The organism is Streptococcus pseudopneumoniae (genome assembly GCF_001073085.1).
In the GTDB taxonomy this organism is placed as follows: Bacteria; Bacillota; Bacilli; order Lactobacillales; family Streptococcaceae; genus Streptococcus; species Streptococcus pseudopneumoniae_M.
This window is the reverse complement of record NZ_JVFV01000013.1, coordinates 44,998-59,143: the sequence shown is the minus strand read 5'-3', so window position 1 is coordinate 59,143 and position 14,146 is coordinate 44,998. Positions and strand designations below refer to the sequence as shown.

The 14,146-nt window shown below is 37.0% G+C and carries 12 protein-coding genes; all 12 read left to right on the top strand.

Annotated elements, in window-relative coordinates:
- Nucleotides 1-5: 5 nt before the first annotated feature.
- Complete coding sequence (gene asp1, locus ADH90_RS02690) at nucleotides 6-1,580, top strand: accessory Sec system protein Asp1 (protein ID WP_049529850.1); 1,575 nt, start codon at nucleotides 6-8, stop codon at nucleotides 1,578-1,580.
- Nucleotides 1,570-3,102: an accessory Sec system protein Asp2 gene (asp2, locus tag ADH90_RS02685; protein ID WP_049529849.1), complete on the top strand. Its 1,533-nt coding sequence runs from the start codon at nucleotides 1,570-1,572 to the stop codon at nucleotides 3,100-3,102. The genes asp1 and asp2 overlap by 11 nt, the downstream gene beginning before the upstream one ends.
- A complete protein-coding gene (asp3, locus tag ADH90_RS02680) occupies nucleotides 3,102-3,581 on the top strand; it encodes an accessory Sec system protein Asp3 (protein WP_049529848.1) in 480 nt (159 codons plus the stop codon). Before asp2 ends, asp3 begins: the two co-directional genes overlap by 1 nt.
- Nucleotides 3,571-5,949 (top strand): accessory Sec system translocase SecA2, encoded by a 2,379-nt coding sequence (gene secA2, locus ADH90_RS02675; RefSeq protein ID WP_049529847.1) that lies wholly within the window; start codon nucleotides 3,571-3,573, stop codon nucleotides 5,947-5,949. Before asp3 ends, secA2 begins: the two co-directional genes overlap by 11 nt.
- A gap of 12 nt (nucleotides 5,950-5,961) precedes the next feature.
- Nucleotides 5,962-7,482, top strand: coding sequence for an accessory Sec system glycosyltransferase GtfA (gene gtfA / locus ADH90_RS02670; protein ID WP_049529846.1), 1,521 nt, complete (start codon nucleotides 5,962-5,964; stop codon nucleotides 7,480-7,482).
- Nucleotides 7,466-8,812 carry an accessory Sec system glycosylation chaperone GtfB gene (gtfB, locus tag ADH90_RS02665; protein ID WP_049529845.1) on the top strand — a complete coding sequence of 449 codons (1,347 nt, stop codon included), beginning with the start codon at nucleotides 7,466-7,468 and terminating at the stop codon, nucleotides 8,810-8,812. Before gtfA ends, gtfB begins: the two co-directional genes overlap by 17 nt.
- Entirely contained in the window at nucleotides 8,805-8,984 is a 180-nt protein-coding gene (asp4, locus tag ADH90_RS02660) for an accessory Sec system protein Asp4 (RefSeq protein ID WP_049529844.1), read from the top strand. Before gtfB ends, asp4 begins: the two co-directional genes overlap by 8 nt.
- Before the next feature lie 4 nt (nucleotides 8,985-8,988).
- Entirely contained in the window at nucleotides 8,989-9,213 is a 225-nt protein-coding gene (gene asp5 / locus ADH90_RS02655; protein WP_049529843.1) for an accessory Sec system protein Asp5, read from the top strand.
- Nucleotides 9,214-9,560: 347 nt separating this feature from the next.
- Nucleotides 9,561-10,283: a pseudouridine synthase gene (locus tag ADH90_RS02650; protein ID WP_049529842.1), complete on the top strand. Its 723-nt coding sequence runs from the start codon at nucleotides 9,561-9,563 to the stop codon at nucleotides 10,281-10,283.
- Nucleotides 10,284-10,393: 110 nt separating this feature from the next.
- On the top strand, nucleotides 10,394-11,728 hold the full coding sequence (gene pepC / locus ADH90_RS02640; RefSeq protein ID WP_049529841.1) for an aminopeptidase C: 1,335 nt from the start codon (nucleotides 10,394-10,396) through the stop codon (nucleotides 11,726-11,728).
- Between the two features lie 138 nt (nucleotides 11,729-11,866).
- Complete coding sequence (locus tag ADH90_RS02635; RefSeq protein ID WP_049529840.1) at nucleotides 11,867-13,183, top strand: ISL3 family transposase; 1,317 nt, start codon at nucleotides 11,867-11,869, stop codon at nucleotides 13,181-13,183.
- A gap of 231 nt (nucleotides 13,184-13,414) precedes the next feature.
- Nucleotides 13,415-14,023: a DUF4230 domain-containing protein gene (locus ADH90_RS02630; RefSeq protein ID WP_049529839.1), complete on the top strand. Its 609-nt coding sequence runs from the start codon at nucleotides 13,415-13,417 to the stop codon at nucleotides 14,021-14,023.
- The last annotated feature ends 123 nt before the right edge of the window (nucleotides 14,024-14,146 follow it).

Here is a 14,146-nt window from a genome sequence, read left to right as displayed (position 1 = left end):
AATATATGTATTATTTCATCCCTTTTTTAGAAAATAACAATCAATCTTGGCAGGCAAGTATTGTACCTTGGTATAGGACTCCTTATCGCTTAGAATTTGATGATGTGTTGCACCAAATTCGTATTTTTAAAAACCAAAAAATAGAATCTAAGATACTATGGTTGACCTATCATCCACATTTACGATATCTACTGCATCGACAAGATCTGTTGGAGTCTGATGTTTTCTCTGTTTTTGATGCTATGCAAAATATTGAACATGAGGAGATGCATCCTTTACAATTAAAGGATTTAGCATGGGATGAAGACTGTGACTTTATCTACACCCCTTTCTTAATTGTAGTCAAGCAAAAGGGAGCACTCTATGCTGAAATTGAATATGGTTCAGAAGGATTTATCAGCTACATCACGTATTTTAAAGATAACCAAGTTGATTTTATTTGCTATTTTGATGACCGTGGTTTTTTGTCTAGTATTCTAGAGTATAGGGATCAAAAACCAGTTACTCGTTATTATTACAATGCAAAAGGTCAGTGGCAATTAAGGGAAAATTTGCAGGGAGAAGATCCAATTGTAAAGGTAAATCCAGCAGTAGGCTACCGTTTTGGAAAATTAACTTATGAAAGTATAGATGAAGTTATTTGGGAGTTCTTAACAAAATTTTTAAATCAAGACTATGAGGTTGGAGATTCATTTGTTTTGGCAGCTAATACCAAGTTTCAAAACCAATTGTTAGAAAGATTGCCAGAAGAGGCTCCTAAAATTATAAGTTTCTTTATTGAAAGAAATCAAGCAGATAATTTACAAGATCATCGTCAGGTAGTGGAGAAGTCCAGATTTTTGATTAGTGATCGGAAAGATTTTCTTGAGCTATTACAAGAGACTTATCCCCAATTTGATTCAAAAATGCATCATTTACCTTCTTTTGATACGCGTTTGAAATTAGGAGTTAGTCAACGATTAAAGGAATCAAAAATTTATGTCCAATTAGATGTACAGATGCAACAAGATCCAAAAGTTTTGTATGAAATCTTACATTTTGTCTCGAAAAATCCTTTGACGGAGGTTGTTTTTTCATTATTCAATGCAGAAGGTTATCAAATTGAAGCTTTGCAAAATCAATTCGATGTGCTGATTATGGAGCATCTTAACCCGAGGGATCTATTAAAGGATTCTGTGCTATCTGATGCAGAAAATACATTAGAGGAAAATACTAGAGATGATTATCGCTTTAAGATTATCAATCTAAATGATGAGATGGGCTTGATTCGAGAGTTAGAGTACACTCGTTTAATTGTTGATTTAAATCCAGTCGCTAATATTTATACTCAGATTGCAGGGATTAGCGCAGGAATTCCTCAAATCAATTTTTCAGAGTCAGAATATGTTACCCATTTACAAAATGGTTATATCTTATCGGATTTATCAGAATTTAGTAAAGCGGGACACTACTTTTTAGATACCTTGGAATATTGGAATCAAGCCTTAATTTACTCAATTGATAAGATTCGACAAAATACAGGTGATCAATTTATAGATAAGTGGGAAAAATGGTTAGAGGAGGCAAATAGTGAGTCATAAATTACAGATTTTGCAGATAGGAACTAAAAATTGGAGCCATGACTATGAACTTCCTGAGAATATGGACTGGTATTTCTTTTGTCCAGGATCAACGACTGCCATAAGGAAGGTCATGAAAATGGAAGGATTAAAGACATTTTCAGCTGTTTTAGTTGAAAATCCTGAGCATCTATCTGATTTGCTTCCTTTGATGAGAATGGTGACTCCTTATACTATTTTCTATCCCGATACAGCTGAACCTCAATCAGAAGATGTTCAAGAATTCTTGAAAAAAACCTGTGCTCAATCAACAGATTTTTCAAACCCAGCAGAACTGTTACGACTCTTATCTAAGGCTCTGTTTAGAGGGCAATACGGGGATAAGCTAGTTGCGATTGATATGATTGTCAATCCTGCTTTTACGGGGCAGGTTCGTTATAATGGTTATGAAAATTTAGAACTATTAGGGAAGTACGGTGATGACTTCCGCCCCTTAATCAGCTGGAAGTATAATATCCGAGCTAGTGATTTCAATCCAGTTGAGCTCTGGCTAGAATATGAGAAAGATTTAACTTGTGACATTCGCCTCATTGTTAGAAATATTCAAGATGCCTCTACTGCTAATTTTGTCAAAGAACGAGTTTTCACAGTTGAAGATATGAAGTCTGCCCTAGTACTGGATGATGATTTTTCTTCATTTATCAGCGTTTCTTTAGAAGCTAGAGGTGCAGGACGTCTGAAAATAGGAGCTCTTCACCAGCGTTTAACGCGCTACCAATTTGGTAAGTATGTTCTTGGTGGTGGCATTATTCATAATGATAAGCGTGAGGAAATCAATTACTTCTTCTATCCAGGAGACTTTAAGCCACCTTTAAATATCTACTTTTCTGGTTATCGACGAGCAGAAGGGTTTGAAGGTTTCGGTATTATGAAATATTTGGGAGCCCCTTTTATCTTATTTTCTGATCCTCGGATAGATGGTGGAGCCTTCTATTTAGGCGATGAATACCTTGAAAATGGGATTCGAAATGTGATCCAAGAGTATTTAGATTTGTTAGGATTTTCAAATAAGGAATTAATCCTTTCAGGGATGTCTATGGGGACCTATGGTTCTATGTATTATAGCTCTTTTTTTGAACCCCGAGCAGTTATAGTTGCTAAACCCTTAACCAATCTTGGCTTGATAGCTGAAAGAGGTAGACTCGAAGCACCTGGACTTTTCCCGACTGCTTTTGATATCTTACGTCATCATTCTAAGGGGGATGCTAGCATAGATGCCATGAGAGCACTGGATGACCGCTTTTGGACTGCCTTTAAAAAAGCAGATTTTAGCCAAACAATTTTTGGACTCTCATATATGAAAGAGGAAGATTATGATCCACGCGCTTTTGAGGGATTAGTAGAGGCCCTTTATCATTCGGGGGCTCACATCATGGTAAAAGGTACTTCGGGTCGCCATAACGATGATAGTGCTACAAGTACAACATGGTTTATGAATTTTTATAAGATAGTATTAGAGCAAAATTTTGGGAGAAAGTTTTAATGATTATCAAACGGAATAAAGAAATTTATTGGGGAGAATTTAGAGGGGCCAGCTTTGGAGTTTTAGCAGAGAATAGCTTTTTATATGGCTCAGTCGTTATCTACCATTCACGTGATCATGTTTATTTTGAAAATAGTATGGTGAATTCTGGTACTATGATTCATGAGTGGACCTCAAGTTTTAATTTTCAGGGAAATCGCTTAACCCCAACCTTACCTCTTTTAAAAAGGGGCCATCGTTACCGTTTGGTTAGTCAGATGACTGTTCAACCTCAAAATGGTTTATATTTTAGACTCATTTTTATGGATCGTTATAATAAGCAGGTCGATCAAGTGATTGAAAAAGATTTTGATTTCACCTTTACCTATCCAGAAGAGGCCTATCATTACAAAGTACAGCTGTTGAGCGCAGGTTTTCAATCAGTTGATTTTCATTCATTTTCAATAGAAGAGGATTATTCTAAACAAGATGTGGAATAACAACAGACAATTGAGCAAGGTGAAAAAAATCTTGCATCAAATCAATCTAAAAAAAGAAGAGATGGCCTCGCTAACAGATGATGAATTAGCAGGTAAAACACAAGAATTTAAAGAGAGATTAACTGCTGGAGAAAGCTTAGATGATATTCTAGTAGAGGCTTTTGCAGTTGTCAGAGAGGCTGATAAACGAATCTTGGGGATGTTCCCCTATGATGTACAAGTCATGGGTGGGATTGTCATCCACCAAGGGAATGTTGCTGAGATGAATACAGGTGAAGGTAAAACTCTGACAGCTACGATGCCGATTTATCTTAATGCCTTAACGGGTCAGGGTGTTATGTTGGTGACGACCAACGATTATCTTGCCAAGCGCGATGCAGAAGAGATGGGGCAAGTCTACAAGTTCTTAGGACTAACAATCCGTATTCCTTTTTCTGAAGACGATGATGAAGAGTTAACAGCTGAGGATAAGAGGGAAGTTTATAGTGCAGATGTGGTTTATACCACCAACAGTGGTCTTGGTTTTGACTATTTGCTTGATAATCTAGCTTCTAGTGAGGATAAAAAATATATGCCAGAATTTAACTTTGTCATCATAGATGAAGTTGATGCAGTCTTGCTAGATAGCGCTCAAATACCACTTGTTATTTCAGGATCACCTAGGGTACAATCTAATTTTTATGGAATTATTGATACCTTGATGACGACTCTGGTCGAGGGCGAAGATTATATATTTAAAGAAGAAAAAAAAGAAGTATGGCTCACTACAAAGGGAGCTAAAACAGCAGAGAGTTTTCTCGGAATTGATAATCTATATTCAGAAGAACATAGTGTATTAGCAAGACATTTGACATTTGCTTTACGAGCCCATACCTTATTTAAAAGGGATAAAGACTACATCATTCGTAATGGTGAAAAAGGTGAGGAACTTGTTTTAGTAGATCAAAGCACGGGTCGTTTATTAGAAATGACCAAGCTTCAGGGGGGCTTGCACCAAGCCATTGAAGAAAAGGAACATGTTCCCTTGTCAGAAGAAACTCGGGCAATGGCTTCGATTACCTACCAAAGCTTATTCAAGAAGTTTAAAAAAATTTCTGGGATGACTGGAACGGGAAAGGTTGCAGAGAAAGAGTTTCTAGAAACTTATGGTATGTCAGTCATTCGAATTCCTACTAATCGTAAGAATCAGCGAATTGATTATCCAGACAATCTCTATGTTACCCTACCTGAAAAAGTGTATGCTTCACTTGCTGAGATTAAATATTATCATGAAAAGGGTAATCCTTTATTGATTTTTGTTGGATCTGTAGAAATGTCTGAACTCTACTCCTCCCTATTGTTACGGGAAGGAATTGCTCATAACGTTTTAAATGCCCATAATGCGGCGCGTGAAGCTCAGATGATTGCAGAGTCGGGTCGCATGGGAGCGGTGACAGTTGCGACATCTATGGCTGGTCGTGGAACTGATATTAAGCTTGGTCCAGGAGTTGCTGAACTTGGTGGACTAGTTGTCATTGGTACCGAACGGATGGAGAGTAAACGCATTGATTTACAGATTAGAGGACGTTCTGGTCGACAGGGAGATCCTGGTTTATCAAAATTTTTTGTATCTCTGGAAGACGATGTTATCAAGAAGTTTGGTCCTCCTTGGGTGCATAAGATGTATAAGGATTATACAGTAAACCAACAGATAAGCCCTGAACCCCTAGAAGGAAGACGCTATCGAAAATTAGTAGAAAAAGCGCAAAAGGCAAGCGATAGCGCTGCTAGATCATCAAGAAGGCAAACCTTAGAGTATGCTGAGAGCATGAATATCCAAAGAGAGATGGTCTATAGTCAAAGAAACCGCTTGATTGATGGGACTGAGGATCTAGACGGTTTTGTGGTAGATGTACTAGATGAGTTCATAAAAAAAAGCCTGTCAGAAGAATCCTTTGAAAGTAGAGAAGAACTCTATCATTTTATCGTTAAAAATATCAGTTTTCTTTACCATGCAGTTCCGCGAGAGTTAGATATGATGGATAAGGATGCAATTAAGCTAGTTTTGGAGACAATAGTTCAAAAGAGTCTACAAGAGAAACGAACACTTCTAGAAACACTTGATCTCTTTTCTCATTTTCAGCGCTTAGCATTGCTAAAAGCAATAGATGATAACTGGGTAGAGCAGGTAGACTACCTTCAACAATTGAGTCTAGCGATTGGTGGCCAATCAGCTGCTCAAAAGAATCCTATCGTTGAGTATTATCAAGAAGCTTACAATGGCTTTGAAGAGATGAAAAAGCAGGTCAAGAAGGATATGGTTCGAAATCTTCTATTGAGTCGAGTAGACATTTCGCCTGATGGGGAAATTATAACTTATTTTCCATAAAAAGGGGACAGTATGACAATTTACAATATAAATTTAGGAATTGGTTGGGCCAGCAGTGGTGTTGAATATGCCCAAGCTTATCGTGCGGGTATTTTTCGCAGTCTGAATCTACCGTCGAAGTTTATCTTTACAGATATGATTTTAGCTGATAATATCCAGCATTTGACAGTTAATATTGGATTTAATGATGAGGAAGTTATTTGGCTATATAATTATTTTACGGATATCAGAATTGCACCGACCAGTGTGACGGTAGCTGATGTTCTGGCTTATTTTGAAGGTGTAGAAAGCCGTCGTGAAAGAAATGGGAAAATTGAACGAATCTTCTTCTCAGATGAAGACAAGTTTATCACTTGTTATTTGGTAGATGAGGAAAAAGATTTTGTCCAACATGTAGAGTATGTGTATGCTGGTAAATTGATCCGCAAGGATTACTTCTCATACACACGCTACTGCACAGAGTATTTTGCTCCTAAAGACAATGTAGCGACACTCTACCAAAGAACCTTCTACAATGAAGATGGGACTCCAGCTTATGAGATGTTCATGAATCAAGGGACCGAGGAAGTCTACCGTTTCAAAGATCGAATCTTATACGGGAAGCCTGCCTTGATCCGTTATTTCATGAAGACACTTGGGTTAAGTAAATCAGATTTAGTGATTTTGGATCGTGAGACAGGGATTGGTCAGGTGGTCTTTGAAGAAGCGCGTGCTGCTCACCTTGCTGTTGTCGTTCATGCGGAGCACTATAGTGAAAATGCGACCAATGATGACTATATCTTGTGGAACAACTATTATGACTATCAATTTACCAATGCAGATAAGGTCGATCTTTTTATCGTTTCAACGGATCGTCAAAAGGAAGTTTTAGAGCAACAGTTTGCTTGCTATACCTCGCACTCTCCTAAGATTGTGACCATTCCAGTTGGAAGTGTTGACCAATTAACAAAACCACAAGAGAGTCGTAAGCCATTTTCTCTCATTACAGCTTCGCGTCTAGCCAAGGAAAAACACATTGATTGGCTTGTCAAGGCTGTGATTGAGGCTCATAAGGAATTGCCAGAATTAATCTTTGATATCTACGGTAGTGGTGGCGAAGAAGGACGTCTACATGAGATTATCGCTGCAGGTCAGGCAGAAGAGTATATTAAACTCAAGGGCCATGCAGATTTGTCTCGTATTTACTCTCAATATGAAGTTTATCTAACTGCTTCTACAAGTGAAGGCTTTGGTTTGACACTCATGGAAGCAATTGGTTCTGGCTTGCCATTGATTGGTTTTGATGTTCCGTATGGAAATCAAACCTTCATCGAAGATGGCGAAAATGGTTACTTGATTCCAAGCTCATCTGACCATGTCGAAGATGAAATCAAGAAAGCTTATGCAGAAAAAATTTGCCAACTGTATTCGGAAAATCGTTTGGAAAGTATGAGAGAAAAATCCTACCAGATAGCTGAGAAGTTCTTGACTAAAGAGATTCTGAATACATGGGAAAAAACAATCAAGGAGGTAGTGGATGATTCAGTTATTTGATGTATATAATCAAGAAAGCCAAGATTTGCACTATAGTATGACTGAAGCAGGACTGTCTGATTTGACTGTGGTTATTGAACCAGATGGATTTTTACCAGATGGAGTTATCTCACCCTTCACCTATTATTTGGGTTATGACAGTGGTAAACCCTTGTACTTTAACCAAGTTCCTGTCCCAGATTTTTGGGAGATTGCTGGTAATAATCAATTTGGGACCATCAATGACCTTAATCAAGAACGAGCAGTGATTCATTTTGCAGATGGCTTACAGGCTCGTTTGGTAAAAAAAGTCGAATGGAAAACACCAGCGGGTCGGATCTTTCAAGTAGATCACTACAATCGTTTTGGAGCTTGCTTTGCTAAGACCACCTTTGATGCTTCTGGTCAAGCTATCATGACTTCCTATCGGAACGTAGATCAAAAGGAAGTTATTTTGGAAAATCATGTCACAGGTGATATTCTTTTGACCTTGGAAGGTCAAGGATTGCGTCATTTTTCTGGTCGAGTGGCCTTTATTATAGACTTCTTAAAAGGTTTGAAAGTGAATCTCGGCCACATTCTCTTTAATACCCTATCTACATCGTTTTTGACTTCCTTCCATTTCCCAGAAAAATCAGGTCAGGATATTCTAGTTTGGCAAGAACCATTGCAAGATCATATTCCAGGAAATATGCAATTGATTTTGGAGAATGACCAACTTCGTGCTAAGACCATTATCATTCCAGACTATGCGACTTATGAACGCGCTCTGCAATTGACCGATGAAAAATTCCATCATAAGTTTAGTCATCTAGGCTATCATTATCACTTTAAGCGCGATAATTTTGTTCGTTCTGATGCCTTGATAGTGACCAATTCGGACCAACTAGAGCAAATCGAAAAACTGGTAGAAAGTTTGCCAAAGGTTACTTTCCGAATCGCAGCAGTGACAGAAATGTCATCCAAGTTGTTGGATATGCTCCGCTATCCCAATGTCGTACTCTATCAAAATGCCAGTCCCCAAAAGATTCAGGACCTTTATCAGTTATCAGATATTTACTTGGATATCAACTATGGGAATGAATTGCTTCAGGCTGTTCGACAGGCTTTTGAACACAATCAACTGGTCCTAGCTTTTGAAGAAACTGCCCATAATCGCCGCTATACAGCTCCTAATCATATTTTTGCTAAGGAAGCAGTTGACGAGATGATTCAAACTATTGAGTTAGCCCTTTCTCATGTCAAAGAGATGGGTCGAGCTCTTGGAGACCAAGGGTACCATGCCAATTATGTGGATCCAATTATGTATCAGGAGCGGATGGAAACCATTTTAGGAGAAAGCTATGACTAAAAAAGATTTATTTTATGAGAATGTTGAAGGTCGTATGGAAGAGATGAAACAACAGCCCGTTAAAAAAGAAAAAGCAACACGTGGGGAAAAGATTAGTAAAACTTTCTCTTTCTTGTTGGGTTTAGTTATCTTGATTGGTTTATTATTTACTTTGATAGGACTTTTGAGGTAGTAAAATGACTGAATTATTGATAATTTTGACCATTATACTAGCTATTTCCTTAATCATCCTTGTGACCATTCAACCAAGACAAACTCAAATTTTTTCTATGGATGCTACTAGTAATATCGGAAAGCCCAGCTATTGGCAAAGCAATACGCTTGTTAAAGTCTTAACCTTGCTTGTTAGCTTATCACTATTTGTGTTATTGCTCCTCTTTATGGTTTTAACTTTTAACTAATCGTTATCTGTATTGCTAGAACGTTTGATTTTAACAGTGAAGATTTAAAGAAATTTAAGTTTGAGGAGAAAATTTTAAGAAAACTTTTAGGAATCTAGCTTATACTATAAGTATAAGTTAAGAAGAACTTAACTTTAACTCCTAAAAATTTTTCATAATAATCTCCCTATAAAATAAAGTCGCCCAATCAGGCGGCTTATTTTTGTACTAATACTCAATGAAAATCAAAGAGCAAACTAGGAAGCTAGCCGCAGGCTGTACTTGAGTACGGCAAGGGGACGATGACGTGGTTTGAATTTGATTTTCGAAGAGTATAAGATTAAGCTTGTTCATGGTATAATAGTACTATGAGATTAGATAAATATTTGGTTGCCTGCACCGTAGGAAGTCGGACAGAGGTTAAAAACTTTCTCAAGGCTGGGCGCGTGACGGTCAATGGTAAAAAGGAAAAATCTGCCAAGCTACAAATCAATGAAGAGACAGACGAGATTTGTTTTGACGGGCAAAAGCTAACCTACGAGGAGTTTGTTTACTATATGCTGAACAAACCCCAGGGTGTTATTTCAGCAACTGAAGATCCAAAACATAAGACTGTGTTGGATTTGTTGGATGACTTAGCTCGTTCAAAGGAAGTTTTCCCAGTAGGACGTTTGGATATCGATACGCATGGACTCTTGCTCTTGACCAATGATGGCCAGTTGGCTCATGCTCTTCTTTCACCAAAACGCCATGTGGATAAGATTTATCTGGCGCTGGTCGATGGAATCATGACCCAAGAGGATGTAGAGAAATTTGCTCAGGGGATTCCGCTCAAAGACTTTACCTGTCAGCCTGCTAAGCTGGAGCTTGTGGCTCTTGATAGAGAAAAAAATCAAAGTCTGGTTCGTGTGACCATTGTAGAAGGGAAATTCCACCAGGTTAAACGGATGGTAGCCTACTGTGGCAAGGAAGTGGTGGACTTGCAACGTCTGACCATGGGAACTTTGACCTTGAATGAAAATCTGAAGCGTGGGGAATGGCGTCGCTTAACCAAAGAGGAAGTGGAAGGCTTGCGCGAAAGTGTTGGGTAAACTGTGGAATCTTTGAAAAAGGTGAGGAAAATATCCTTGCCTTTTTCAGTTTTTGGTTGCTTCCTTTGTGAAAAGAGTTATAATAGACTGTAGAATAAAAGGAGGATTTTATGAACGCTATTCAAGAATCATTTACAGATAAATTATTTGCTAATTATGAAGCAAATGTCAAATACCAAGCTATCGAAAATGCTGCTAGCCATAATGGAATTTTTGCAGCCCTTGAGCGTCGTCAAAGCCATGTCGACAACACACCAGTTTTCTCACTTGATTTGACAAAGGATAAGGTTACTAACCAGAAAGCTTCTGGTAGATGCTGGATGTTTGCGGCCCTCAACACTTTCCGCCACAAACTCATCTCTCAATACAAACTTGAAAACTTTGAATTGTCACAAGCCCACACCTTCTTCTGGGACAAGTATGAAAAATCTAACTGGTTCTTGGAGCAAGTGATTGCAACTGCTGACCAAGAATTGACGAGCCGTAAGGTTAGCTTCCTACTCCAAACCCCACAACAAGATGGTGGTCAGTGGGATATGGTGGTTTCTCTCTTTGAGAAATACGGTGTTGTTCCTAAGTCTGTTTATCCAGAGTCTGTTTCATCTAGTAGCAGTCGTGAGCTTAATGCCATTCTTAATAAATTACTTCGTCAAGATGCTCAAATCTTGCGTGACCTCTTGGCTTCAGGTGCTGATCAAACGACTGTTCAGGCTAAGAAAGAAGACCTCTTGCAAGAAATCTTCAACTTCCTTGCAATGTCACTAGGCCTCCCACCGCGCAAATTTGACTTTGCTTATCGTGACAAGGATAACAACTACCAAAGTGAAAAGGGTATTACTCCACAAGAGTTTTACAAGAAATATGTCAATCTGCCTTTAGAAGATTATGTTTCTGTGATCAATGCTCCAACTGCTGACAAGCCTTATGGCAAATCTTATACAGTTGAGATGTTGGGAAATGTCGTTGGTAGCCGTGCAGTTCGTTACATTAACGTACCTATGGAGCGCTTGAAAGAATTGGCGATTGCCCAAATGCAAACAGGAGAAACTGTTTGGTTTGGTTCAGATGTCGGTCAGCTCAGCAACCGTAAAGCAGGAATCCTTGCGACAGATGTTTATGACTTTGAATCAAGTATGGACATTCAACTCACTCAAGACAAGGCTGGACGTTTGGACTACAGCGAAAGCTTAATGACCCACGCTATGGTCTTGACAGGTGTTGATTTGGACGAAAACGGTAAATCAGTCAAGTGGAAAGTTGAAAACTCTTGGGGAGACAAGGTCGGTACAGATGGATACTTTGTTGCCTCAGATGCTTGGATGGATGAATACACTTACCAAATCGTTGTTCGCAAAGAATTACTGACAGCAGAAGAACGAGCTGCTTACGAAGCAGAACCAATCGTTCTTGCACCATGGGATCCAATGGGTGCCTTGGCAGAATAAATGAGATATAAAAAGAACGGTTCTATAATTTTTAGGGTTGATGGAAATTTTCCACCAACCCTATTTTAGTGTATACAAAAAGGCCAACATCCATTATATTAAAAGCGCCTAAACCTAAAACAAAAGGATGATGACCATATGAACAATATACTAGAAGCTACACTACAAATCAAAGATAAAAACATTATTTGGGATAATAATGTTCAAGAGAAGATATTAAAAAATAGAAAATCTTTATTTTATTCAGCTACATATACGCATAAACCAGAATTTTGTGCCGTTTGTGGGTGCGTTAGCCAAAATAACAATATAGTTAAAAACGGGACGAAAACTTCTCGTATCACTCTCTGTTCTGTTTCAGGCCTTCCAGCCTACTTAAATCTACGAAATCAGAGATTTCTCTGTAGAGAATGTGGTTCTTCATTTACTGCAGATACTAGTCGAATTGTAGAAAAATACTGTCATATCTCGAAACGATTAAAAAATGAAATTAAGGCAAAAATAAGTGAAACAGTATCTGAAACATATATTGCCAAAGAAACAAATGTTTCAATTCATACCGTTAGACGTATCATAGATGATACAGCACGATTATTAACGATTAAACCATTACATGATTTACCCGAGCATTTGTGTTTTGATGAATTTAAATCTGTTAAATCTTCCGATAGTAATATGAGCTTCATTATTTGTGATAGCACTACACACAAGTTGGTCGATGTTGTACGAGATAGAAAATCTTACAGTTTGAAACAATATTTTTATCGTTTTGAGCCTAAGACTAGATTAAAGGTGAAAACTATCTCCATCGATATGTACTTGCCATACATTCAATTAATAAAAGAAATGTTTCTTAACGCAAAAATTATCATTGATCCTTTTCACATTGTACAAGCCTTGAATAGAGAATTAAATCGAACTCGGGTACGTATCATGAATCAGCATCGTTATAAAAATCCTAAATTATATCGAAAGTTAAAACATTATTGGAAGTTAATTTTAAAGAACCCTAATGAACTTCAGAACTATAAATATAATCGTTATAAGCTTTTTGAAAGCTTCATAACAAGTAAAGGAATCGTAGATTATATCTTAGAAAACAATCCATCTCTAAAAAATGATTATGAGGTTGTACATTCACTTCGTGAATGTACACAGGATAGAGATTATATAGAATTCAAGGAAACGATTGAAGCAGCTACGCAATTAGACCTATCTCCTGGTTTAAAAAGAGTATTAAAGACTCTTATGACTTACTTGCCATATATTCAAAATACTTGTGAGTATCCAACTAGAACAAATGGCCCTATTGAAGGAATAAACAATAAAATAAAAGTGCTTAAAAGAAATGCCTACGGCTTTAGAAACTATTACCATTTTAGAAATAGGATTATTTTAATAACAAAAATGTTTGGCCCAAAACAAAAAGGAATTAAGCAACAATTAGTTGCTTAATCCCTTCCTAAATTTCTTCATCAACACTATTTGACAAAGAGCCCTTTTTTAGTGCTCAAAATAGCACTCAATTTTAAATGGATTTGGTGTTCAAAAAATATAATCAAATGCAACAAACTAATTTCATTTTTAATAGGCACAATTAATTTTAGAAGATAGTACGAAAAAATATTGACTGTTTTCTTTAGAATGTGTAAAATTTAGATAGATTATTTAAAGTGAGGTTTTTTTATGTTGTCTATATTAAAGAAGAAATTTAATAAGTTTAGTGTTCTATTGAATCTGGTATTAATAGCTATTATAGCTATTGGAGTGCTATTTTTCTTACCTAAGGAACATAAATCAGAAGTCAAATCGTCAATTAATATCGAAAGTATTGAAAAAGTGAATGAAGTTGTATTTTTGAATGCGGGAATTAATGAAATTATTTCTGAAACAAAAACAACTCAAGTTTTTGGCTTTGATGTGCCGTTCTCTAAAAAAGCAGCATTAGTAATTTTAAATTATAACGCTAAATTTGGAATTAAAAGTAGTGTAAAGGTTGAACAAATAAGCGAAAAAGAATATAAGGTTATTGTTCCAAAATTGGAAGTAATTGGTGTTGAACTTTCAAAAGATGATCCTTATGATTTATATGATAGTCATGGAGAGTTATTAAGTGGGACTACAGAAGATGTTGATACTGGGAAATTGGTCACAAACCAACTTTCTAGTGATAAACAAGTAGAGTATTTAGATAAATTTAAGAGTGAAATTAAAGAATCTGCAATCAATTATTATAAAACAATATTTTCTTCAATGGATTCTGAAGTAAAAGTAACTATAGAATTTACAGAATAATTTTTGAAATACAAAACCCTGACCATCTCTGGTCAGGGTTTTGTGTGGTTCTATAATTTTTAGGGTTGATGGAAATTTTCCACCAACCCTATTTTAGTGTATACAAAAAGGCCAACATCCATT